Source organism: Gemella sp. 27098_8_155 (genome assembly GCF_041433725.1).
GTDB lineage: Bacteria > Bacillota > Bacilli > Staphylococcales > Gemellaceae > Gemella > Gemella haemolysans_D.
In genome coordinates this window covers 1-25,860 of the sequence record NZ_JAPWCA010000003.1, presented here as the reverse complement: position 1 = coordinate 25,860, position 25,860 = coordinate 1, and the positions used below count along the sequence as shown (strand labels likewise).

Genomic DNA, 25,860 nt, shown 5'->3' with positions numbered 1-25,860 from the left:
CCCCTACTCTATTTATTACTATTCATATTATCTAAACACTTCTGTACTGCTTTTTTATAGTAATATCCATTACGAAGTTGCATACCTATTTGAATAGCATTATTTTTCAATTCAGTATAGTCACTATCCGAGATATTATTAATTACATCATCAATTTCTGTTAAACTTTCAACTAATATACCTGCTTTATGTTTTTCTATAAAATTAGACATTGCCGCTTCTTTCCAAATGATAACTGGAATTCCTGCTGATAAATATAGGGACGTTTTATGCGGATTATTGTATCTTAAATAGTTTCCTGTATTTCCACTACAAGTATCTAAACTGTCTCCATCCCATACTAGTCCAAACTTACCTTCTAATTTTCCTGGCAATTCATCAGGTTTAAAACTTCCAAAATACTTTATATTATCGCCTAATTTAATATTTTTATCCATATAAGGACCATACAGATTTAACTGATAATTAAAAGTATGTTCAATTAATTTATAAATATAGGGACTTTTCTCAGGAAATAAATTTCCTGCAATTGCTAAGGAATTACTATAATAGTTATCTTTCATTTCTAATGAACTAATATAATCGAATATTTCTAAACTTACTAGTTTGTCTTCGGAGATTCCTCTATCAATAAGATACTTCTTCATTTCATCGTTATGACAAATAATTTTATCAAAATTATTCAGTAATTCATTATCTGCTATTTTATGAATTGCATCATTATACATATATGATAATTTCCTTAAACTTTCTAAATCATGAATAACTACAATGAATTTTGCTTTCTTAATTTTTTTAATCCAGGGAATTATTTTATTTGCTATCCTAGTACCGTTAGCTGGGTGTTGATAAACAAGAACATCTCCTTTCCCTAGTTTTGCAAATACTTTCCCCCATTGAGAAATACCAACAGTCAGCATCCATAACTTTCTGTGTAAATCACCTTTATTGGGAGGTACTTTAAATCCTATGCTTTTTCCTCCTAATTCCTCTGTAAATTCATAAATATCATTAGGTGCCTTAGGCCCAGCAGTTTCTTCTGTTCCATTATGCATTTTTATATAATATAACATTTATAACTAGTCTCCTCTCAATCAACTTATTTCAACAAATATTTAGCTCTGATAACTATACCCAGAAGTCCAATTTTATATAAAATATATTTTAAATATCTAGGTTGTTTTAATAATCTATTAAAGTTTACTTTTTCTTTAATAATTTCACTTTTTATTTTCGCAAAAAGTTCTGCATCCTTGTCAGTAGATTTCAGATAATCTATATATAGCTGAGACATCTCTACTTTATACCAAGCTACTATATTCGAAGCATCTTTACCTCTATCCTCTAAATATTTTTTACTCGCGCGATATATTTCGTTAGCTGATAGATAATGATCTTTTATATTTTTCATAGTAATTGTATTAGTAATTGCACCCTCATTTCCTTTCCAATAATAGTAAAGGAAATAATCTAAACCTACTACTTTTTTCAAGTTTAGGAATAATCTATGCATTATTTCTAAATCCTCATAGTTTCTTCCTTCTAAGAATCTAATATTATTAAATACTTCTGTTTTAAAAATCTTTGTCGTTACAAAAAAGTCATATCTACCCAAGAAAGATGAATCTATATATTGACTTACATCCATATCTTTAGGATTTTTTTCACCTTTTTCAACAACTTTCTCTTCCGTAAGATATGTTCTCTGAAACGAAATCATATCGTAATCTTTTTCCAGGTACTCATTCAGTACTTCTAATGTATCTAAAGCCAACCAATCATCTGAGTCAACAAAGAATATATAATCTCCTTTTACACTATCTAAAGCTACATTTCTTGCAGAAGATAACCCCCCATTTTCTTTGTGGATTACCCTAACCCTACTATCGATTTTTGCATATTCGTCACATAATGCAGGACAATTGTCTGGACTTCCGTCATTTACTAAGATAATTTCAATATTTTTGTATGTTTGATTTAATACACTATCCATACATCTTTTCAAATATTGTTCTACTTTATATACAGGTACTATTATACTAACTAACTTATTCACAATATCAGGCCTACTCTCCTTTTTTACTATATTGTTTTCCCACTAATTTTACTTAAAATATATAATACTTTACTTCCTAAACTATAGTTTAGTGTAAATAATATTAAAATTACTTTTCTTGAAAATGGCAAGTACTCTGATAATAATTGTTTATTTTCTCTTATACTCTTTAATAATTCTTTTATTTTCTTATCGTATTTTTTCAAATTATCTTTCTTATTATCTGCTAAAGCTATTCTACATAATAAATTGAAGTCTATTCTTTTTCTATTTATTACGGCATATTTTAAGAAATTTTGATTCTCGTATGCTCTCGACTCTTCTACAATTGTATCCCAAATTTTCTCTAAATCAAAATCTTTATCTCCAAATTTTGCTGTTAATCCATTGTCATTAATAAAATAATTGTATGTTACTCTATTACTATAGAATATACTTTGAGCATTTTTCATATATCTAAATGTTCCTAAAACATCTTCAGCGAATAGACCAACTGGAAACTCAACACCTTCCATTATTTCTCTTTTATACAGTTTTGACCAGGCGTAATATTCAATAGAATTCCCATCTATTTTAAAGAATTTTTTCGCATATTCTTCTTGCGTCAGAACCTCTTCTGTTAGACTATCAGGTTGAGAAGTTTTTTCTTGATAGCCTTTAGTTCTTATATTATTTGTAACAACCATATCTACATTATGTTTTTTCATAGAATCAACATAATACTCAATCGCATCTGATTCTAACCAATCATCTGAATCAACAAAAGTAACTGCTTCACCATTTATGTGTTTCAGTCCTGTATTCCTTGCAGCACTTAATCCTCCATTTTCTTGATTGATAAGAGATATATTCTCGTATTTTTTCTCATATTCCTCACAAATATCACGAGAATTATCCTTTGATCCATCATTAACTAATATTATTTCTATATTCTTATATGTTTGATTGATAATTGAATCTAAACAACGCTTAAGATACTTCTCAACATTGTACACAGGGACTATTACACTTACTTTCAATTTTATACCCTCTTTCTAGAAACTTTCTTTATATTTCTTTTTGAAAAACTTCGCTTTTAAAAATGCTCCACCTTTTTTTAACCAATCCACTTCAAATGCATCAAAAAATGGTACTTCTTTAACTTTATATTTTTTCTCTTCTAACCAAACATTGAATAGAAGCTCACTCACTCTTCCAAATAATCTTGCTTCGAAAGCCGTAAGATTAAAAACATCTATTCTATTTTGTAATTCGAATAAAATTGGGAATAACCACGAACAATATTCATCAAGTAGTTCTTTCTTCATAATAAACATATTGAACATATGTCCACTAGTTTGTTTCATGACTTTATCGAAAGCCTTAATATACTCAGGACTCATCTCCGAAATTATATCTCTCGTTTTATCGAGATGACTACCATCAAATGTATTTGCATAATGATTGTAAAGTGTTTCAATATAATATTTTCTTAATTTTGGAACTAGTATATCTGCTTCTTTCAAGTACTCTTCTGTTCTTTTTCTATCTAAAACTACTTCATTTATATCCATACCATCTTTATATTTCACTTTTTTAGTACTAAAATATCTACGATAGTGATCTAATCCAATATACTCTGCATCTAAATTTTTCCACGCCCAATATACACCTGTTAATTCACAAAAGTAAGGATTTAAACATGATATATTTTCACCAATATTGTCTTTTTGATAACCTAGTTCCTCTTTACCTTCAGCTCCAACATGAACAGGTAGATATATCTCATCCTTTGGCACAATAAACTCCTTGTGAGCTGCTATTAATATTTTTATATCTTTATTCATTTAATCTCCTTTGCTTTCTTTATTTTTCAAACTCAGATTTATTAGGATATTTCTGATTAAACTCTTTTAGCATTACATCTCTTACATATCCAAAATTTTCTACTTCACTATCATTTAAACAAATCATCTTGTGCGTAGAATTTCTAATATCTTGAATAATTTCTTTATAATCCATCATACTATATGAATTACCTGTATTTATACTTCGAGGATAAAATTCCCCCTTGGTCAACTGCCAATATCTAATCAACCAATGACTTATTCCCTTACTACTTCTGAATTTATAACTATAATTTTTTTCAAACAAATCTTTTTCTAATTCATAAACTTCTTTAAATATAGATTTCTTATACGATACAGGTATGTGATCATCATAATATCCTAATATATTTTTCCAAGGTAATAAGAAAATATTTTTTATCATGTGTTTCCCATATTTAAATTTATAAATTTTAGAGAGTGAATTTTTTAAAACATGTCTAGAATTATAATACTTGTTTACTATTTCTAAATTATTCAATATTACATGCTCTATACCTGTACCTTGCGATTTAATAGGCTCAAATACACCAATATCACATGGTAATCCATTTTTGAAGAAGTCCTCTTCTTTTACATCTCCATTTAAAAACATGTCATCATTAAACAAAACAAAACACTCTGACAATTCTTTTATTTTGTGAATATTTAACTCTATAACATTAGAATTATACGTCGGTAAGTATTTCTCATCTATATAATCACCGTGCTTAATCACTACCAATTTTTCATTTTCTAAATTTAACCACTCAGGAAGATGCCCTTCAGTTATAAAATAAACTTTGTTTACCCACGGAGCATGTTTTTCTACTGCTCTAAACCAATATTTCATGAACCCCCAATCACGGTACCTCAGATTGTCATTTAAGTCTACATTGATACTCATTTTGTCTTCATAGTATTGTTTTTCTTTTCTCCAGTTTTCATCATTACTATCTACCCACGTAACAACAAAATCTATTTTTTCACACATTTCGTAGACTCCTCTCTTCCTTTTTTCTGTTTTTTATGGTATCATATCTTTATTACTCATTTAAGTCTGTGTTTTAGTTTGGCGACGAAACACAGTCTTTTTTATTTAACTACTTATTTATTTTAATACGCAGCATCTCTTGTTATTATCCTCTTCAATTCCAAGAAAAATATTTTTATATCTAATTTTAATGAACAATTATCCACATAATACAACTCTACGTCACATCTTTCTGGATAACCTACTTCACTTCTTCCACTAACTTGCCACCAACCTGTTGCTCCAGGTTTAACAGATAAAAATTTCGGAGCTCTCTCACCATATTGAAGCAACTCTTCTGCTATAACAGGCCTAGGTCCTATAAAACTCATATCCCCTTTTAGGATATTAATAAATTGTGGAATCTCATCAATACTATGCTTTCTTATGAATCTGCCTAATCTAGTCATCCTTGGATCTTCTTCCGGAAGCAGTTTATAACTATTTTCTATATATTTTTGATAAAGTTTCGGATCTTTTTTTAAAATTTCTTGAGCATTCTCTACCATAGATCTATATTTATAAATTTTAAATCTTTTGCCATTTAAACCTATTCTTTCCTGAGAGAAAAATATTTTTCCTTTATTCTTACCGAAACTATAAAAGATAGCTAGGATGATAGTAACTATTACCAATACTATCACCCCTACTAATGCTATAGATATATCAAATACTCTCTTGAAAAATAAATAACCGGCTTTATTTCTTACTCCCTCGAACTGATTATTAACTAAGTTCTCTTCCATTTTATTTATTTTCCCTCCTTATTATTTCTTCTAATATAATACATCTTGTTCTCCTCTTATATTATATATGATTTATTTTTTATCTTTATTCCCCTTTATTCCGTAACTACCATAGTGACCGTAGTAACCACCATAACCAAGTTCATTTGAGTTAACTTTGTTTAAGATTACACCTAAGAACTCTGCTCCACCTTTTTCCAGTTGTTCCTTAGCTTTTTCTATACTTTTCTTCTTAACGCGATTTGCTTCTACTAACAGAATTACTCCATCAGTCTTAGGAGCTACGATAGCTGCATCGATTACCTGACCAACTGGTGGTGTATCGATAATTACATAATCATAATATTCTCTGAACACCTCTATCATAATGTTGAAGTTTTTATTTTGTAATAATCCTGTTGGGTTTGGCGGTACTTGTCCTGCAGGAATAACGTTCAGATGCTCCACATCAGTCTCATAAATAACATCTTCAATTGGAGATACTCCTGATAGATAGTTTGATAACCCGCTAATTTTATGTTTAAACTTAAAACGACCTGCCATAACTGATTTACGCGTATCAGCATCAACTAACATAGTTTTTAATCCTAGCTTCGCTAATGAGATTGCTAAGTTAGTCGATACAGTACTTTTCCCTTCATTTTCTGAAGTTGATGTAATTGCAATTACTTTTTTATCTTTTCCTAAAAATTGGATGTTTGTACGTAAGGCATTATAATACTCTTCATTTTTAGGATCAACTATTTTTTGGTTTGTTAGTAAATTAATTTGTGCCATGTATTTTCACCTTATCTCTTTCCTGTTTTTGTGTCTGGAACTACACCTAAAAGTACTAATCCCATTGTTTCTTCAATATCTTCTGCTCTCTTAACTCTGTCATCTAGTAATTCGAATAATACTACTCCCGCTACTGCTAAGATAAATCCTAATGCTGTCGCTAAGATTGCATTCTTAGGAATATTTGGAGAACTTGGTGAAGTAGCTGCTTTTGCCTCTTCTAGTGTTGTTACATCATCGATTTTTGTTACTTCCTTAATTTGGTCTGCTGAGATTTCTTTTACAATATTCGCTAAATCACTAGCTACTTGTGGATCTTTGTCTTGAACAGTAATTGAGATGATACGAGTATCTTTCGGTGCATCTACACTAACTTTTTTTGCTAGTTCTTTCGCTGTAAGTCCTGTTCCACTTTTCTCTGCTGAATCTTCCATAACTTTGTTAGAAAGAATGATTTCTTTATAGTCTTTTACTAATAGTGATCCTAATTGAACATCTTGAGTAGTAATTGCTTTTTTCTCATCTTTCGTTTGGTTAACAACATATACTTTCGTAGTAGAAGCATATTGTGGTGTTACTATGAAAATACTAACCGCAAGTGATAAAGCAGTAAATAATAGTGTCACTAATACTATTAATATCTTCTTCTCCCAAATTCTTCTTAACAGTAGCATAATATCTAACTGTATTAAATCTTTTTCTTGATTATCCATTGTGTTGTTTTTCCTCTCTTTATATTATTTTATTCATTAATAGTTTTTCTTGATTTTTTTCAAATAGTTCATAAGCTATTGTTGGTCCGTATTTTTTCTCGATAATATCGTATGCTTCTTTCATAAATGTTCTACGAGAATCCATATTGTGCATGTCGCTTGCGATGAAGTGAACTAGCTCTTGGTCTAAGTATTTCTTAGCACGTTTTTTGTAATGTTTATGTTTATCACCAATAAGCTTTGGTTTAAGAACACTAGCTGCATTAACCTGGATATAAGCACCCATGTTAATTAACTCTTGTACACCTTTTTCGTCTACATCGTTGTACCTTTCAACGTGTGCTACTACTGGCGTTAACCCTAGTAAGATTATCTTGTTCAGTGCTCTATGAATTTCTTTATAACGCATTTCATAAGGGAATTCAACAAGTACGTAGTCTGTTTCTGCTAATCTTGGGTATTCCCCACTTTCGATTTTTTCGATTTCACCTTCTTTGTAGTAGACTTCACTTCCTAAGTAAACTCTTAGGTCTTCCGCTACTTCAGCAGCGATTCCTTCTACTCGTTTGAAGTTTTCTCTAATTATTTCTATGTCTGTTTCGAACATTCCGCGTCTTCTATGAGGTGTTGCGATAATAGTTCTGACACCTTGTCTGTAACTTTCTTCTAGTAAATCACGAGTATCTTTTTCAGTTTTTGCTCCGTCATCTACTCCGAAGACTACATGGGAATGTATATCTATCATTCTAATTCCGTCTCTCATCTACTTACCTTCCAATACATCTTTAATATTCGCTGTAACTTCCGCTAGACTTTTATCGTCAATTTGCATCATGTACAGTTGAGCTCCTGGCATCGCGTATGATGGTAAGCCCATACTTCCAGTACCAGTCAAAGCTTGAGAAGTTACGTTGTAATCTTTACCTGCACTAAGTTGTTCATTCGCAAGTCCCATAGCTGTCTCTATAGGCATATTCGTCTGGATTGACTCACTCAAGTCTTTAATAACGCTTTGATAGTTCGCTAATCCTTCTTTCGATGTCAGTTTTTTAATTATCGCTGTAATAACCTTTTCTTGGTTTTTACCACGATCATGGTCTCCACCAGTAAGACTATATCTTTCGCGTACAAATGAAAGCGCCATATCAGAATCCATATGTAATAAGCCTGGTTGGAAGTTTTTACTTCCAATATGCGATACAAATGCTTGATCATTGTAAACATCTACCCCACCAACAGTATCAATCAGTTTTAGGAATGATGTGAAGTTAAGTCTTGCATAATAATCAATTTTAATACCGTAGATATTCTCTAATGTATGAATTGATGATTCTACACCGTATAATCCTGCGTGCGTAAGTTTGTCGTATTGATTATTACCACCGTCTGCAATCTTCACATATGAGTCACGTGGTGTTGTAGTTAATAAGATTTTTCCAGTTTTTTTGTTTACTGTCATAATAATATTAACGTCTGAACGACTAACACTTGATACTGGTCCGTATGTATCAATACCACTTACATAAACATTGAACACATCTCCAGCATTTTGTTTTGCTTTAGCATTTACAGTTTTTGTTATTTTGTATGAGTATATTACTTTTGTTTTATCTTTAAAGTCTTGATGTTGACTTGTGATTAAGTCTTCAAACGAGCTGTTTAGCACCATTGCTCTAGCTGTTCCCGCTGTTAGTTCTTCATAAGCTGAGATGTAGTTTTTCGACTCAGAAAGATTTAAACTTTGTTTTTCTTTGTCTCTAATCTCTTTCATCAGCTTATTGATGTTTTCTCCATCTGAAGAAACTGGCGCTGATACTGTAGCATCTTTTAGGTCAGCTAGTTTTTCTGCTTTATCATCTTTTAAGACTACAACACTCATAGTATACTCACTAACTGCTGCATTATTGTTTAAATTATCGAATAAACCAATCGCTGTTCTAAATTGCATGTATGAGAATATCAAGGCAATATTCATTATTACTAGCATTATTACATTAAATATTTTTGCTTTTTTCTTGATTATTAAAAATATCGACAGTATTATCGCTACGATTATTACTCCAATTATCGCATAGTTAATTCCTCTAAAATTAAGGAAGTCGTATTTTAACATTGTCCAACTTACCAATCCACCGAGTATAATCAGTAAAGCAGCTAATATACCATTAACTATATCGAAAGCTCCTATACCCGATTCGCTTCTAGCATTACGGCTACTTGAATTTCTTCTCATTATTTTTTATCCTCTTTAATTTATAAAATTTACTAAGACAGCTCAGATTTAATTGTTCCTCACCGTTTATTGATTCTCCATCAATCTGAAAATATTTCTGATTTGTCGTTACTGTTAATGCGTTCGCAGTTAAATGCTTAACTCTCTTTAGTTTATTGTGTTTTTTAAGAAGTAAACAAAGGTAATTATAGATAAACGTTAGAATATTCATGTTTTCCATTATCATAATGTGGAGTTTACCATCTTGACCCGTGGCCGTTTGTGAAAACTTTATCCCACCACCTTCATAAGGTTGAATCATAATATTTAGTAAATATAAACTATCAGTATCTATTTCACCAGAGTCCCACGATATTTTTGCCTTATATTTTTTCAGCATGAAAATACCTATTACTCCTTGAAGAAGATAGATATACTTGCCTAAATATTTCTTTAACTTCGAGCCATTCGCTCTTTTTATTATGTCAGCATTAAAACCGATATCTAATCCCGAACAGAATTTTCTATCGTTAACAACACCTACATCATATTCTATAAATTTCTTTGAATCTAATAATTTACTTATTTCAATAGTTTTATCGAACTTTATAGATCTCGCAAGATCATTACCAGAGCCATACGCAAGATAAATGAATTCTTTCCCGTGATAGTTATTTACTACCTCATTAATAGTACCATCACCACCGATGACAATTAATTCATCACCGCGGATTTCATTCATCAAGTCACTTGCATTCTTATTTTTAGAGGTTTTCAGTACCTTGTACTCTAGCTTTTTCCTCTTTAAATCACGCTCTATTTTTTCAAGTTCAACAAGACTTTTTTTACTCCTAGAATTAACAATTATTTCAATCATATTACGAACCTATTCAAAAATACTTCATCCTAACAATTATACTACAAAAACAAGCATTTATCAAAGATTTATCTGTTTTAAAACGCTTAAAACAATAGATTATTTTACTTACTTTAAGACTAATTCTGTTATTATAATTTTCGTGTAAAATACTCCCTAAGTGAATTATTTTTTATATTAAATAATTTGAAAATTAATTTTAATTTTTATAAAAACGGAACCCTTCAATATCTCTTATTTACCAAGTTATTTAGATAATTAGAATATATAAATGGTTTCTAGATTAATATTCAAGCATCCCCCCTTAGAACCAGCTTCCTTATATTTTCACTAAAAAAATAGCCAGCTAATAATACCTATAAAACATCTAATTAAAATACTTGAAAATACTTGATCAATCGAAGATTTTATGAGCCAACTTTTCTAGGTAAAATCTCAGATAATGCCCAATTTATGATTTTTGGCATAAATAAAAAACTATTCTATCAATATTTTGACGAAGATATCCAATCTCCGACAACTTTCAAATCAATAGAATAGTTTATTATTTTTATCAAATATTCACAAATATAGTAAGTTACTCTTACAGGTACTCTAATCTGTCAATTTCTGGCTTTTCAGGTGTTTGTGTAAAATCTATATCGACTGGATTTTTAGGCGCTTTTCTTGCGAACAACATAATCGCCACGATAAAGTATAGTAAGTATACAGGAAGTAGTATACCAACTGTCATTACACCGATTACAATCGCTGAGATTAAGAATAAAATTCCCGAAACAATTCTCGCTTTCATAGTAAATGACGCTATTAACGCTAATAATAAAGCAACAATCGCAACTATTGTATAAACTTTCACCAATAATACAAGTAACGATACTATGTCTAAACCTGAACTTTTTAACAATGATTCAACTCCTGGATCTTGTAATAAATTATAAAGTATAGGTTCAAATTCCTTTTGTTTAAATGCAGTCGCTAACTGACTAGAGAATGCCCCAAGAGATAGTAACACTGTTATAAGTATCATAATAACATTCGCAATCCACGCTAATATTTTTTCAACTTTTCTGCTAAATGGTTTCATAAAGTTCTCCTTTAAATATATATATTGATTAGATTATACCACAAAACACTTAGAATTAGTAATATTTAACCTTTTCTAATAAATAACATAAAAGCGACAATAAAATACAATAAGTAGACAGGAAACGCAACTTCTGTCGCCATCCCAGCAATCATAAGAGCTAAAAATAAAAATAACACACCTGAAAAAATTCTATGTTTCATATTGAAAGTCGCTAATAATGCTATAAGTGTTGATAGTAAGACTGAAAATTTAATAAGTTGTACAAATATTTCAATCATTCTATAATACTCCATTCTTGTGTGAAGTAAAAAAGTTTCTACAAGGCTAGAAGATGTAAACCTGATAAATTCAGGAGTTAAAAACATTCCTTCCAGCAGTCTATCAAAAAAACCTGTGTACATCAAGACTACCATTGAAATTAATATTATATTCGCTATCCAAGCTAAAGTTTTTTCTATTTTTCTGCTAGATGATTTCATAAACTTCTCCTTTATTTCAATTAACAACTAAATTATATCATAAAGCGAAGATAATTTATTTAACTTTAACCACTCTTACAGAAAAATTTACAAGTGATTCGATCTAATATATGGATGTATTTCCAACCCCATTTTCCCTTGTCTTAAATTTTTTTTTGAAATTATTACTAATATTCTACTTAATCCTATATAAAAAACCTAAGTAGCAACATTAATATCAATTCCCCACACTGGTGTTCCCAGCTTAAAGGATTCATATCAAATACTACTTAGGTTTCTATTAAAATTTTTTCGCTTCTGCCCCGGAATTGGCTGTGAACTATTCGGTTGTGAACCTTTTTAAGTTACGAACCTATTTTAGCTATGAAGTCTGATTCAACCTCAAGCATATTTAGCTACGAGCCTACTTGACTGCGAACCTGATTTGTACGCAAGATTAGTTGGCTATGAGCTTAAATTCTTAAAACCCTTAAATACTATCTTCCACGACGTTTTGCTTGTGGAGTAGCTTTTCTTACAGGTTTGTGGTTTTGTTGAACAACAGGTCTGTGTGCTGCCGGTTTTTGAGCAACTGCTGTTGGTCTTTGAACAGCTGGTTTTTGAGCTACTGGTCTATGTACCACAGCTGTAGGTCGTTGCGCTAGTTTGTGTGTAGTCACTACTGTAGGTTTGTGGTTTATCACTACTGTGTGGTTTGTAGTAGAAGAGTGACTTACAGAACCTGAAGCAACTAATTTTTTATGAACTTGAGTTGTAGCTACTACGTGAGCTTGAGTTTGAGTAGTTACATATGCATATGTTTGAGTGTACGGTTTGCTAATTTGACTAGCTGGTTTTTTAGTGAAATACACTTGATATACTAATTCTTGATCGTAGATCTTGTTAGCTGCGATTTGATTTTTACTTTCATTAGAAAAATCACGTTTTGAAATATTGTATTCATTAGCTAAGTTTTGAGGTAGAGAAATTGTTGCAAATACGTTCTCATCTCCTGATAATTTTACACTTTCTGCTAATTTTTTGTTAGTCCCTTCTTCAAGGTAATCAACTCTTACGTTGATTTTTTTGTTTGTAGCTTCTACTTTTGCATCATTCACATTAGCAAATGAGAAAACTAGTAATGCTGGTAATACTGCTTTTAAAAGTTTTTTAAACATAGTTTCTCCTTAATTCGTTTCTTTCGGAATTGATATCTAATATAAATACGTATCTTTACCGGAATTAATAATATCATAAATAGAAATTTACGTCAACCATTTTTTAAATAAATTTCATTATTTTACAAAGTTTTATATTCCTATAAACCATGTCTTCTATTACATTAAAACTCAACTTAAAATATACTTAAAATACAGTTAAAATAACATTAATTATCTACACAAACAATCGAACTTTCTTACGTGTTATTTGTCAATATTTCATATAAAAGATATCTAAAATAAAATAATACCAATATATTTAATTATTATATACAAATTACACTTCGCCTTTTATTTAAAACAATAACAACGACCTTACTACATAAAAAAATCGAGGCTGAGATTGCTCTCATACCTCGATTCATAATTAATAGTAGTAAAGTTATCTTGCTTTAATACTATTTGTTTTTGTTTTGACGTCTTCTTATAGCTAATGAAATTCCTGCGATTAGTGCTCCGAATCCAGCTGCGGCTGAGTTAGTTGTTTCGCTACCTGTGTTAGCTAGACGTTTAAACTCATCTTTAACTACGTCTACTGGTCCTCTTTCTCCTGCTGGGTTAGCTGGAGCATTTGGATCCATTGGTTTTTCTGGGTTTTGCCCCGGTGTTCCTGGGTTTTGTCCTGGTGTTCCTGGATTTTGTCCTGGTGTTTCTGGATTTGTTCCTGGAGTTCCTGAGTTCGCTCCTGGAGTTCCTGGGTTTTCACCTGGTGTTGCAGAACCTTTAGGTTTGAACACATGTAGAAGATTTCCTGTTGCCGGATCAACTTTTGTTCCTACTAGTTCGTATCCTGGTACTTCTCCAGCTGGATTACTTCCTTCTGCCAATGGTTTTAATGGTTTACCATTTACATCTACCCATACTGTTACTGGTTTCTTAGTTACTGGTTTGAAGATGTGCGTTACTTTTCCTGTTTCTGGATCTTTCACTGTTCCTACTAATTCATAGTTAGGTACTTTTCCTGGGTCTTTTGATCCATCTTCTTGCGGACGGATTACTTTTCCTTCTGTATCAACCCACTCAGTTACCTTGTTGACAACTGGTGTAGGAGTAAATACGTGGATTACATCACCAGTTTCTGGGTTTGTAATTGTTCTTACTAGTTTGTAGTTAGGTACACTTCCAGCTTCTTCTGTTCCTGGTGCAGTTGGTTTTAATGGTTTACCATTTACATCTATCCATACCGTAGTTTTTCCTTCTTTAGTTACTGGTTTGAAGATGTGTGTTACTTTTCCTGTTTCTGGGTTTGTAACTGTTCCTATTAATTCATAGTTAGGTACTTTTCCTGGTACTTTTGATCCATCTTCTTGTGGACGGATTACTTTTCCTTCTGTGTCAACCCACTCAGTTACCTTGTTGATAACTGGTGCAGGAGTGAACACATGGATTACATTTCCAGTTGTTGGATCTATAGTTGTACCTACTAGTTTGTAGCTTGGTACTTTTCCTGCTTCTTCTGTTCCTGGTGCAGTTGGTTTTAATGGTTTACCATTTACATCTACCCATACTGTAGTTTTACCTTCTTTAGTTACTGGTTTAAAGATGTGTGTTACTTTTCCTGTTTCTGGGTTTGTGATAGAACCTACTAGTTCGTAGTTAGGAATAGATCCCGCTGGGTATGTTCCTGGATTTACAGGTTTGATTGGATTTCCTTTTTCGTCTACCCACTCAGTTGTTTTACCTTCTTCGATAGATTTCTTAACTTTTTCAGCTTCTTTCTTAGCTTCTTCTTTAGCTTTTTCTTTTTGCTCTGGAGTTAAGTTTGGATCTTTATCGATGTTTTTGATTTTCTCTTCAAGTTCTTTTTCTACAGATTTTTTAGCTTTAGCTTTGTCTTCTGGTGAAGGTGTAGTTGGGTTATCAGAAGATGGAGTTCCGTTCTCAACTTCTTTCTTACCGTTTTCTTTTGCTTTTTCTACTTCTTCTCTAGAAGGTGCTTTATCAATTTCCTTCTTAGCTTCTTCTGCTATTTTCTTAGCTTGTTCTTTTGCTTTTTCTTTTTGCTCTGGTGTTAGGCTTGGATCTTCATCGATTTTCTTAACTTTATTTTCTAAAGTTTTGTCAATCTCTTCTTTAGCTTTAGCTTTGTCTTCCGGAGTTGGTTTTTCTGGAGTTGGAACTTCTTTTTCAAGTTCTTTCTTACCAGATTCTTTAGCTTTTTCTACTTCTTCTTTAGAAGGTGCTTTATCGATTGCTTTCTTAGCTTCTTCTGCTTCTTTCTTAGCTTGTTCTTTTGCTTTTTCTTTTTGTTCTGGTGTTAAGTCTTTGTTTTCATCAATTTTCTTAACTTTTTCTTCTAGTGCTTTATCGATTGCTTCTTTAGCTTTTGGTTTCTCTTCTGGAGTTACAGGAGTCTTCTCTACATTTTCTTTACCTTTTGTAGTAACTTTTTCTACATCTTCAGGAGTCTTAGCTTCTTTTAATGCTTTCTTAGCTTCTTCAAGAGCTTTTTCTTTCTCCTCGTTTGTTAACTCAGGATTTTCTTTGATCTTGCTTTCTTTTTCAGATAAAGCTTTGTCGATTGCTTTGTTAGCTTCTTCTTTAACATCTTTATAAACGTAAGTTACTTCTGTAGTTCCTTCTGTTACTTTACCGTTCTCATCACCTTTAGTTGATGTTGGTACTAATACGTATAGTTTTCCATCTTTTGTAGTGATTGTTGCTGGTTTGTTGTCAGTTGTGTCATATGCTGAGCTTACTGATCCGTCTGTAGTATCTTTAACATCTTCTGCGATTGTGTTACCTGCTTCATCAGTGTAGTGAACTACTACGTTTCCTTTAACTTCTTTGTACACATATGTTACTTCTGTAGTTTTACCTGCTTCAACATCTCCAGTTTCGTTACCTTTAGTTGATGCTGGTACTAATTCGTATACTTTTCCTTCTGGGGTAGTGATACGAGTTGGTTTCATGTCGTTGTCAGAAGTATCATATTTAGCTCCTGGTTTACCGTCTTTAGTATCAACAGCGTCAGTTTGAAGTGTGTTTCCAGCTTCGTCTACGTAGTGAACTACTACTTGTCCTGCTTTTTCGTATACATAAGTGATTTCTGTAGTTCCTTCTACAACAGCACCGTTTTCTGGTTTAGAACCTTCTTTAAGTTCTTTAGCTGTTAAGTAGTAAACTTGTCCATCTTTTTCAAGTTTAGCTGGTTTATTGTCAGTTGTATCATATTTGTCACTTAGTGATCCATTTTCTACGTCTTTAGTATCTGCAGCTAATGTGTTTCCTTCTGTATCAACATAGTGAACTACTACATTACCAGTAATTTCTTTGTACACGTAAGTTACTTCTGTAGTTTCTCCAGCTTTAACTTTACCAGTTTCATCACCTTTAGTTGATCGAGGGATTAATTCGTATACTTTTCCTTCTGCAGTTGTGATACGATTTGGTTTCATGTTGTTATCAGCAGTATTGTAGTCTGAGTTTGGTTTACCGTCTTTTGTATCAACAGCATCTACTTTAATAGTGTTACCTTTCTCATCAGTGTAGTGAACTACTACTTGTCCTGCTTTTTCGTAAACGTAAGTCACTTCAGTTTTACCTTCTACTACGTCTCCGTTTTCTGGTTTAGAATCGTTTTTAACAGCTTTTTCTGTTAAGTAGTAAACAGTTCCGTCTTTTTCGATTTTCTCTGGTTTGTTGTCAGTTGTATCGTATTTAGCGTTTAGAGAAGCACCTTTAGTATCTTCTTTATCTTCGGCGATTACATTACCTTCTGTATCAACGTAGTGAACTACTACATCACCAGTTACTTCTTTATAAACGTATGTTACTTCTTTAGTTTCACCCGCAACAACTTTACCAGTTTCATCGCCTTTAGTTGCTGTTGGTACTAGTTCGTATACTTTTCCTTCTGCAGTTGTGATACGAGTTGGTTTCATTCCGTTATCAGAAGTGTTGTAGTCTGATCCTGGTTTTCCATCTACAGTGTCTTTAGCGCCTGAAGCAACATTTGCACCAGTTGCATCAACACCTACTAATGGAGTTCCATCTTCTGTTTGATAATTAACTACTACTTGTCCTGCTTTTTCATAAACGTAAGTTACTGTAGTTGTTCCTTCAACAACATCTCCAGCAGCTGGTTTAGAACCATCTTTAACTTCTTTAGCTGTTAAATAATATTTAACACCGTCTTTAGTGATTTCAGCTTTTTTGTGGTCTGCTGTATCGTATTTAACGTTTAGAGAAGCATCTGTTTCGTCTTTCTCGTCTTCAGCAAGTACGTTACCTTCAGTATCTTCATACTTAACAACAACATTACCTTTTACTTCTTTATAAACGTATGTTACTTCTTTAGTTTGACCTGATTCTACAGTACCTGTTTCATCACCTTTAGTTGATGCTGGTACTAGTTCGTATACTTTTCCTTCTGCAGTTGTAATACGAGTTGGTTTCATTCCATTATCTGCAGTGTTATATTCAGAACCTGGTTTTCCATTGTCAGTATCTTTAGCACCTGAAGCAATATCTTTACCATCTGCAGTACCTGTTAATGGAGTTCCGTCTTCTGTTTGGTAGTTAACGATTACTGATCCAGCTTTTTCATAAACGTAAGTTACATCAGTTTTACCTTCTACTACATTTCCTGTTTCTGGTTTAGAATCATCTTTAAGACCAGCTTTTGTAATGTAGTATACAGTTCCGTCTTCTGCAGTAATTTTTTCTGGTTTGTTATCAACAGCAGTGTCATATTTTTCGCTTAGAGATGCACCTTTAAGGTCATCTTTATCAGCTGCGATTTTGTTACCTTCTTTGTCAACATAGTGAACTACTACGTCCCCAGTAACTTCTTTATAAACGTATGTTACTTCTTTAGTTTCTCCAGCTACTACTGTACCTGTTTCATCACCTTTAGTTGCTGTTGGTACTAGTTCATACACTTTTCCTTCTGCAGTTGTGATACGGTTTGGTTTCATTCCGTTATCAGAAGTGTCATATGCTGATCCTGGTCTTCCGTCTACAGTGTCTTTTGCACCTGAAGCTACGTTAGCACCTGCTGCATCAACACCTACTATTGGAGTTCCGTCTTCTGTTTGGTAGTTAACTACTACTTGCCCAGCTTTTTCGTAAACATATGTTACTTCAGTAGTACCTTCTACTACGTCTCCAGTTTCTTTAGAACCATCTTTAAGAGCTTTAGCTGTTAGGTAGTATTTAACACCATCTTTGGTAATTTCATCTTTTTTGTGGTCTGTTGTATCGTATTTAACGTTTAGAGAAGCATCTGTTTCGTCTTTTTCGTTTTCAGCGATTACGTTACCTTCAGTATCTTCATACTTAACGACTACGTTACCTTTTACTTCTTTATAAACGTATGTTACTTCTTTAGTTTCTCCAGCTACTACTTTACCAGTTTCTTCACCTTTAGTTGCTGTTGGTACTAGTTCGTATACTTTTCCTTCTGCAGTCGTGATACGGTTTGGTTTCATTCCGTTGTCTGCAGTGTTATAGTCAGTTCCTGCTTTAGCGTCTGTAGTATCTTTAGCACCTGAAGCTACATTTGCACCATCTGCAGTTCCTTCTAATGGAGTTCCATCTTCTGTTTGGTAGTTAACGATTACTGATCCAGCTTTTTCGTAAATGTAAGTTACTGTAGTTGTTCCTTCTACTACGTCTCCAGTAGCTGGTTTAGAATCACCTTTAAGTTCTTTAGCTGTTAAGTAATATTTAACACCATCTTTAGTGATAGATTCTTTTTTGTGGTCAGCTGTATCGTATTTAACATTTAGAGAAGCATCTGTTTCATCTTGTTCGTCAGCAGCAAGTGTGTTACCTTCAGTATCTTCATACTTAACAACAACGTTACCTTTAACTTCTTTATAAACATATGTTACTACTTTAGTTTCTCCAGCAACAACTTCACCTGTTTCTTTACCTTCAGTTGATTCTGGTACTAATTGGTAAACTTTTCCTTCTGCAGTTTTAATACGTTCTGGTTTTAAACCATTATCTGCAGTGTTATATGCTGTTCCTGGTTTTCCGTTATCAACATCTTTTGTGCCTGAAGCTACAGTTTTACTTTCATTACCAACTACTGTACCTGTAAGAGCTGTTCCATCTACAGTTTTGTAGTTAACGATGACTGATCCAGCTTTTTCATAGATGTAAGTTACTTTTGTAACACCTTCTACTACTGTTCCTGTTTCAGCTGGAGCGTCTTTTTCTACATCATTTACAGCTGTTTTAGTAGCATCTGCTTTAAGGTAGTAAACATTTCCTTGTGCATCTGTAAGTTTTTCTGGTTTTTCATCTGCATTTTCTTTAGTGTTATAGGCTACGTTTTTAGGAGTTGTAGTGCTACTTACAATTACATCTTGTCCATCAGCATCAACATAGTATTTCTCAGTTACTACTTCAGCTACTGTTTCAGGCGTATCAGTGTAAGGAGCTTTTAATTCTGTTCCGTCTTCTGTTTGGTAATTAACAACTACCGAACCTTTTTTCTCTACTTCACGAGTTTTTTCTTCTGCATATTTGTAAGTGATTGTTGTAGTACCACTTGCTAAACGGTATGCACGAAGAGGAGTGATTTCATCACGGTAAGAGTACTCTTCAACTTCCGGCTCAGGACTATTTAATTTAAGAAGAAAATCAGGAGTATCTTCTATAGTACTTGAATCTGATTCAGAAACGCTTGCTATATCAGCTGTTATATCAGTTGTAGGTCTTCCTTTATCATCAACTTGATCTCCCTTATCAGCAATAATCGCCGCAGGAGTACCAGCTTCCGCTTCCATTCCTATAGTTATATATTGCTTGAAGTTTAAAAGGTTATCTTCACGTCCTTTTTCTTGAAGATATGCAAGATATTTTTTTACAAAAGCTTTGTTTGCATCTCCTGTTAAAGTATCTGGAGCCGCTTTAAAGTTTTGTACCATTTCATATGTTCTATTTAAAGTAGCCCCAGCTCCATCTTTACTATCTGCTACATTATCACTAGATGACAATTGTATCTGTGCTGTTAAAGAGAAACTCTCTTTTTTAGCTGTTACATAGGTATTTTTCTCAAGGACGAAAACATAGTCTCCTTCTTTGATTCCACCATCAGCTGTTACGTTAGCTGAAGTGAAGTTTTTTGCTGTAGCTTCTCCGGCTTTGAAAGCTTCTACCATCTTAGCATCAGAAGTGATCGCACCTGAATCAGCTTGTACATATTTACCATATGTTCCTTTTCCTGTTTGTTCAACGATCCAAGCTTTTCCACCAGGTTTTACAGTATCATAAGTGATTTTACCTTCTGCATTGTTTAATCCTTCTGGAGTCAATTTCGCAGTTACATCACCTAGAGTTGTATCAGAGTAAACTCCAGCACCGTCACCAGTAGTTTCAACCTTAGGTTCTCCGATTAAATGATAAGTTTTTCCGTCTTTTACGATTGTTTCTTTCTTACCAGTTTCTTTAGCGTTATCTAGATCGCTAGATTCTGCATCGCCACCTGTAGTTCCTTTGAAAACTTCTCCTGATTTTCCGTATACATCGTATGGTGTTTCGATAGTTTTATCAGCACCAGAATTTTGGTTTTTGTTTTCTTCTAATACAGTATTACCTTCAGCAGTTACATATTTATAATCTACTTTTCCTGTTTTAGTAATTGTATTTGTTCCATTTTCAGTTGGATCAGTTGAAAATTGTCTACCTTCATCTGGGTTCTGAATATTAGCTGTATCTACAATTACTGATCCCTTATCATTTGAGATCGTCGTTGTATTATCGCTGTTTTCTTTCATCGCCGCTTCTGCTGAGTTAGCACCAGCTGATAACGCGATTGCAGTACCAACGATTACACCGATTGCTCCGATTTTAACTGAATCAGAACGACCGTTTTTGAACTTACGTATAGAGAATTTATCATTCTTATTTATTAACATAAATCTACCTTCCTTTTTTTATTTTTATAACTTAACAATATTTTCTTTCATGATTCTTTCTAAACAAAACTTAAATAACTAACGTTAGTTTAAAAATTCTCAGGATATATTCTAATACTTTAAGCCCTTAAATGCAATTATTTTGATATTAAATGAATGTTAATAATATAAAGTATCATTTACATTTTTATTTTCAATAATTTACATAAATTTACTTCAAATCAATAATATTCAAAATCTGTGATTTTTTAACGGTTTACAGAAAAAATCCACCCTTGCGAGTGAATTTTTACCTTTTATATTATTTAATTGAATTATTTTATATTTTTTATATATTCTAGATATACTATTCAGTGTATTTGTCTATACCAATTTACCAACCTAGTGTTACATTTATAAATTCACATCCAAGACGACGTAATTCTTTTTGTCTATCGTTATAATAGGGTACTTCAATACCTTTCACAACAACGTTCTTCGTGTTTTTAAGGTGTAGACTTACAGACGATGTGAAATGATACACTTCGACAAACTCATATTCTTTGAATAATTCTACTAAAGCATCTTCAAATATTAATGGCGTAACTAGATATTTAACATTATCAATTTTGAATTGTTCTTTTGGATGAGGTACATAATAATCTACATTCAATGCTTTTGCATAAGTAGTAATGAAGTTCACCGAAATGCTCTCATCTTTTTCTGAGAAGTTTTGACCAAGAAGAACTTTAGCTGTTCTACCATTTTTTACAGGTTCTACATCTAACTTAAAGAAGTTTTCTAAATAGACCAACTTCTCTTTTGCGACAACATGAAAATCACTATCGTATAATGTATAATGTTTTTCTGTGTTTTTGATTAAATCATCACGAGTTAAACCATATTTACCTACTTGTATACTGTTCAAAGGTTGTGCATACATTCCTTTGGGATAGATATCTGCATAACCATCATCAAAACTCAGCAAGTGTTTATATTTTGAACGAGCAACTATATCTAGAATTAACGGATTATCAAAGCTCGCATAGAATATTTTATCGTATTCTTTCGTGCACTCATTAAGAGCTTTTTCGTAAATCGTTTTATCAGTACCATGAAATACTAAATCAAAATCACGAGAATAGTACGCTTGTCTTTCATTCATCACAGGCGTGATATATACTTTTAAGAATTTTTCTTCTGAATATAGGTTTTCGATATAGTTAGCTATCTTCGCCTGCAGAGGTGTCGTTGCGATTATTAAATTTTCCATATTGTTCTCCTTTCACTTTTTATCTAAATTTAAAGGGAATGACTCAAAAATCGTAGTTTCAAAGAAACGTTTTGTCAAGTCAGTCCCTTATTTCCTATTTTTTATTATTTTACTGAGCTTACTTATCTCATGTTCATTAAATCCAAGTAGTATTTACTTACATTTTCTAGTGAATATTTTTTCGCAAGAGTTATATTACCCTCATTAGATTTTTGGAAATCAGCTTGCTCCATCTGCATTATTTTTTCTACTAGGCCGATTTGACTTCTGAATAATGTTATTGAATCCGACTGACTAGCATAATATCTATGCGCAAAATCAACATCAGATAACAATCCTAATAGACCTTGACTTGCCGCTTCAACAAAGGCATTCGCAAATAGTTCTGAAAAACTTGCCGAAATATAACACTGATGTTTTTGATAAGATACTTCTTCCACAATTCCTACAAATTTGATATTAGGAGTAAGTTCATACTTATCTTTCAACTCAGCAAGACGCTCTTCAGTCCCACCATAAAATGTGATTTTGGCTTTTGAACCAAGGTTATACAGTTGGATAAAAGTTTTAATAACAAGTTCCACGTTTTTCAGTTCTTGCATATTCCCTACAAGGCAGTAATCCGTAACAGGACCAATATTTTTCACCTCGGCAAAATTCTCCGTAACCATCGGCGGTAAAAATCTCACATCATAATCAAGTTTAGCAAGTTCTTCAGTAAGTCTTTCACCAGCGACTAGATAACTAGTCATCCCACGAAGATTAGCAAGCTCTAAATTTCGAAGGACATTTTCATGAATAACTTCGTAATAATTTTTTCCAGTATTTTCCATAAAACGACATAGGTTCGGCGCAGGAACAATATGTTGATCACGAATAAGAAGATCATCTTGCTTAGCATTAACCGCAAGATATTTCACCAGTAAATCCTCCTCTGCCAGGATTTCATCGTCTTTTAGGAAGATATATCCAGGATAAAATAAACGAACCGGCACTGGCTGTTTAAATGGATCCATGTACTTCATTTTTAAAGCTACACTACCGTCCCTATTGTACAGAAGCACCTCTCCAGCCTTATAATCTTCGAAAAGAAACGGTGCTTCAGTGAAATAAAACTTACCTGAACCGTCACTTAGAGTAACCGAGCTAACAAAACCATCTTCCGTCAGAACTAGCTTATCACCTTCTTCTAATTCAAGAACATCAGGACGGATTGAAGGATCTTTATGACCGATGTCAGAATAACTAAATGGCACACAAATTATCTCCTCATCTAAAAAACCTAGTTTTTTTATATTCTCTTTCCAGTTATCTCTAATTTGAGGTGCACTTGCTAAATGCAGATAGTCTACATTTAGGTTTCTCGCCACCTTTGCTCTATATAGTTGAGTGGTTTCAAAACCGTATCTATTAGTTTCTCTAACCGGGTGCATAGTTATTATTCTTGGCATAATCTTTCCTTTCTCTATCTAATATTTATCGATGAGTTCATCATCTTCTATATACTATTTTAGTCAATTAATTTTATCATAAATAGGTTTAGCCCGCAACAGAAGGGCGTGTGGTATGTGGGGAGGAGGTTTCTCAGCGTTTCTAACTATAAAAACGAGCTAGAGATACATAACAATGCATCTCCAGCTCTGAATATATTATCTTTCTATTTTTACGTAGATTATAGTCACTAGTTATTACCAATATAATTTCTATAAATATTTCTCAAATTCTTGTTCACTTAGATTCAATTTACTAGAAGCTATTTCTTTCGTTAGGAATCCGCCTTTTACTAAATCTACCATCATACTTAATCTTCCTTGCTCGATTCCTTCTTCTCGCCCTTGTTGAAGTCCTTGTTGAAGCCCTTGTTGAAGTCCTTCCGCTATTGCTTGTTCTTTTTCTTCTTTAACATAAGCTAGGTGAGCATAATATCCATCAAAGTCTCTTCTTTTCTCATCAAACATACTCTTCTCCTCCTTGGTCCATTCTCTTGGATTTATTATACTATCCGCTTGTTCCATTATTTTTTCTGGTTCATGTGTAAATGGTTTATTTCCGAAAAATTCTATCCAACGCACTTTTTTGTAGTTTTCAGTTGTGTTCGTACTGTATTTTTCTATTTCCAAAAACACGATTCTAATTAAATTTCTTTTCTCTTTTATACCTTTAAATTTAACTTTTAGTTCTTCATAATTGTCATCATCTCTCATACTGAATGTATGAATCGCTCGATTATCATCAAAATATGATTTCTCTGTTATCGCTATTGCATAAACCGGTATTAATTCTTGAGAGAGATAATGTGTATCTACTCCCTCTTTCTTATACTCGTCTAAGTTTTGTGATACTTGTTCGCAGATGTATAACCACAATCTTTTTATAAAATCTACCTGCATAGCCACTTGAATTTCTATAATTACTTGCGTTCCATCATCTAATCCTGCAAGTACATCTACATGAGTCACATATGGAAGTACCTCTTTATAAGGTTTAGCATGTATCTGCGCACCATCTAGAATTTTTACAGAAGTTACTGGTAAGTCTAATAAGTCTCGTATAAATTGTGCTGTTACCTCTGTATTGTTAAATACTTTTTTCGCTACTAAATCCATCATAGGACGTGTGTCTTTATTACGTAATTGTTCCATTGTCTTTTCCCCCTATTATTTACATATGAAACTGATTTTAAATTTTAATTTTTTTCTTCCTCATCATCTTCATTATACTCTATAAATTACCTTATTTCTAATAAAAACCTCATTAGAATCCATTATTTTTTTGGTATTACAATCATACACTATATTCCTCCCACCTCAGAATTTGACAAAGAACCAAAAAATCACCCTCGAAATGTATCGAGGGTGATTCTCTTTATTTTAGACTGATAATTAAATCTTAGTCTTCTTTTTTACGTTTTCTGATTGCTGCTGCAATTCCTGCAAGTAATACACCGAATCCTGCTGCCACTGTGTTAGATGTTTCGCTACCTGTGTTAGCTAAACGTTTAACTTGTGCCTTAGGAGTAGCTGCAGTTACTTTTCTGAAGATGTGACGGATGTTTCCATTTTCGTCAACTACAGTTCTTACGAACTCGTATCCTGAAACTTTTCCTGCTTCTACTGAACCTTTTACAGATGGTCTTAATGGGTTTCCATTTTCATCTGTCCATGTTGTAGTTTTTTCTACTACTGGCGTTGGTGTTGGAGCTGGAGTTGTAACTTTTTCGTATACGTGTTCGATATCTCCGTTTGGAAGTTTCTTAGTTTCTACGAATCTGTATCCTGGAATATCTTTCTTCGGTTGTTCTCCATCTTCTGTTGGATTTCCTGGAATTACATTTCCTTCTTTATCCTTGAATGAAGTTGTTACTTTTTCGTATACGTGTTCGATATCTCCGTTTGGAAGTTTCTTAGTCTCTACAAAGCGGTATCCTGGAATATCTTTCTTCGGTTGCTCTCCATCTTCTGTTGGGAAGTTTGGAATTACATTTCCTTCTTTATCCTTGAATGAAGTTGTTACTTTTTCGTAGATGTATTCTGTATCTCCGTTTGGAAGTTTCTTAGTCTCTACTACTTTGTATCCTGGAATGTTCTTAGGATCTTTTGTTCCTTCTTCTGTTGTTGTTCCTGGGATTGGGTTACCGTTTTTATCTAAGTGTTTTGTTGTTACTTTTTCGTATACGTGTTCTACGTCTCCGTTTGGAAGTTTCTTAGTCTCTAC

The 25,860-nt window shown here is 32.8% G+C and carries 19 protein-coding genes; all 19 read right to left on the bottom strand.

The genetic code is table 11. The annotated features are described in order from the left end of the window. Positions 1-8 precede the first annotated feature (8 nt). On the bottom strand, positions 9-1,073 hold the full coding sequence (locus O5Y44_RS02050; protein ID WP_371465391.1) for a glycosyltransferase: 1,065 nt from the start codon (positions 1,071-1,073) through the stop codon (positions 9-11). Between the two features lie 26 nt (positions 1,074-1,099). Further along, positions 1,100-2,056 carry a glycosyltransferase family 2 protein gene (locus O5Y44_RS02045; RefSeq protein ID WP_371465389.1) on the bottom strand — a complete coding sequence of 319 codons (957 nt, stop codon included), beginning with the start codon at positions 2,054-2,056 and terminating at the stop codon, positions 1,100-1,102. A gap of 26 nt (positions 2,057-2,082) precedes the next feature. Continuing rightward, positions 2,083-3,075, bottom strand: coding sequence for a glycosyltransferase family 2 protein (locus O5Y44_RS02040; protein ID WP_271986783.1), 993 nt, complete (start codon positions 3,073-3,075; stop codon positions 2,083-2,085). Between the two features lie 15 nt (positions 3,076-3,090). Then, on the bottom strand, positions 3,091-3,882 hold the full coding sequence (locus O5Y44_RS02035; protein ID WP_271986785.1) for a DUF4422 domain-containing protein: 792 nt from the start codon (positions 3,880-3,882) through the stop codon (positions 3,091-3,093). A gap of 19 nt (positions 3,883-3,901) precedes the next feature. After that, the gene (locus tag O5Y44_RS02030; protein WP_271986787.1) at positions 3,902-4,894 is read right to left on the bottom strand and encodes a stealth family protein; all 993 of its coding nucleotides are present in this window, start codon (positions 4,892-4,894) and stop codon (positions 3,902-3,904) included. 122 nt (positions 4,895-5,016) lie between these two features. Continuing rightward, positions 5,017-5,679, bottom strand: coding sequence for a sugar transferase (locus tag O5Y44_RS02025; RefSeq protein ID WP_271964967.1), 663 nt, complete (start codon positions 5,677-5,679; stop codon positions 5,017-5,019). 72 nt (positions 5,680-5,751) lie between these two features. Beyond that, entirely contained in the window at positions 5,752-6,456 is a 705-nt protein-coding gene (locus O5Y44_RS02020; protein WP_271964968.1) for a polysaccharide biosynthesis tyrosine autokinase, read from the bottom strand. Positions 6,457-6,467: 11 nt separating this feature from the next. Further along, positions 6,468-7,169: a YveK family protein gene (locus O5Y44_RS02015; RefSeq protein WP_271964969.1), complete on the bottom strand. Its 702-nt coding sequence runs from the start codon at positions 7,167-7,169 to the stop codon at positions 6,468-6,470. A 19-nt stretch (positions 7,170-7,188) separates the two neighbouring features. Beyond that, on the bottom strand, positions 7,189-7,932 hold the full coding sequence (locus O5Y44_RS02010; protein ID WP_271964970.1) for a CpsB/CapC family capsule biosynthesis tyrosine phosphatase: 744 nt from the start codon (positions 7,930-7,932) through the stop codon (positions 7,189-7,191). Further along, the gene (cpsA, locus tag O5Y44_RS02005; protein WP_371465385.1) at positions 7,933-9,402 is read right to left on the bottom strand and encodes an LCP family glycopolymer transferase CpsA; all 1,470 of its coding nucleotides are present in this window, start codon (positions 9,400-9,402) and stop codon (positions 7,933-7,935) included. After that, complete coding sequence (locus O5Y44_RS02000; protein WP_271964973.1) at positions 9,383-10,258, bottom strand: diacylglycerol/lipid kinase family protein; 876 nt, start codon at positions 10,256-10,258, stop codon at positions 9,383-9,385. The genes cpsA and O5Y44_RS02000 overlap by 20 nt, the downstream gene beginning before the upstream one ends. A gap of 583 nt (positions 10,259-10,841) precedes the next feature. Beyond that, positions 10,842-11,342 carry a DUF4064 domain-containing protein gene (locus tag O5Y44_RS01995; RefSeq protein ID WP_271964974.1) on the bottom strand — a complete coding sequence of 167 codons (501 nt, stop codon included), beginning with the start codon at positions 11,340-11,342 and terminating at the stop codon, positions 10,842-10,844. Between the two features lie 65 nt (positions 11,343-11,407). Continuing rightward, entirely contained in the window at positions 11,408-11,824 is a 417-nt protein-coding gene (locus tag O5Y44_RS01990) for a hypothetical protein (RefSeq protein ID WP_271964975.1), read from the bottom strand. Between the two features lie 476 nt (positions 11,825-12,300). Beyond that, on the bottom strand, positions 12,301-12,981 hold the full coding sequence (locus O5Y44_RS01985) for a hypothetical protein (protein WP_371465382.1): 681 nt from the start codon (positions 12,979-12,981) through the stop codon (positions 12,301-12,303). 440 nt (positions 12,982-13,421) lie between these two features. Beyond that, complete coding sequence (locus O5Y44_RS01980; protein WP_371465380.1) at positions 13,422-20,894, bottom strand: MucBP domain-containing protein; 7,473 nt, start codon at positions 20,892-20,894, stop codon at positions 13,422-13,424. A 373-nt stretch (positions 20,895-21,267) separates the two neighbouring features. Then, on the bottom strand, positions 21,268-22,146 hold the full coding sequence (locus O5Y44_RS01975) for a glycosyltransferase family 52 (RefSeq protein WP_271964978.1): 879 nt from the start codon (positions 22,144-22,146) through the stop codon (positions 21,268-21,270). 122 nt (positions 22,147-22,268) lie between these two features. Next, positions 22,269-23,597: a glycosyltransferase gene (locus tag O5Y44_RS01970; protein WP_271964979.1), complete on the bottom strand. Its 1,329-nt coding sequence runs from the start codon at positions 23,595-23,597 to the stop codon at positions 22,269-22,271. 252 nt (positions 23,598-23,849) lie between these two features. Further along, complete coding sequence (locus tag O5Y44_RS01965; RefSeq protein ID WP_271964980.1) at positions 23,850-24,788, bottom strand: Rpn family recombination-promoting nuclease/putative transposase; 939 nt, start codon at positions 24,786-24,788, stop codon at positions 23,850-23,852. Between the two features lie 247 nt (positions 24,789-25,035). Continuing rightward, positions 25,036-25,860 (bottom strand): MucBP domain-containing protein (locus O5Y44_RS01960; RefSeq protein WP_371465377.1); only part of this gene is annotated, 825 nt, incomplete at its 5' end.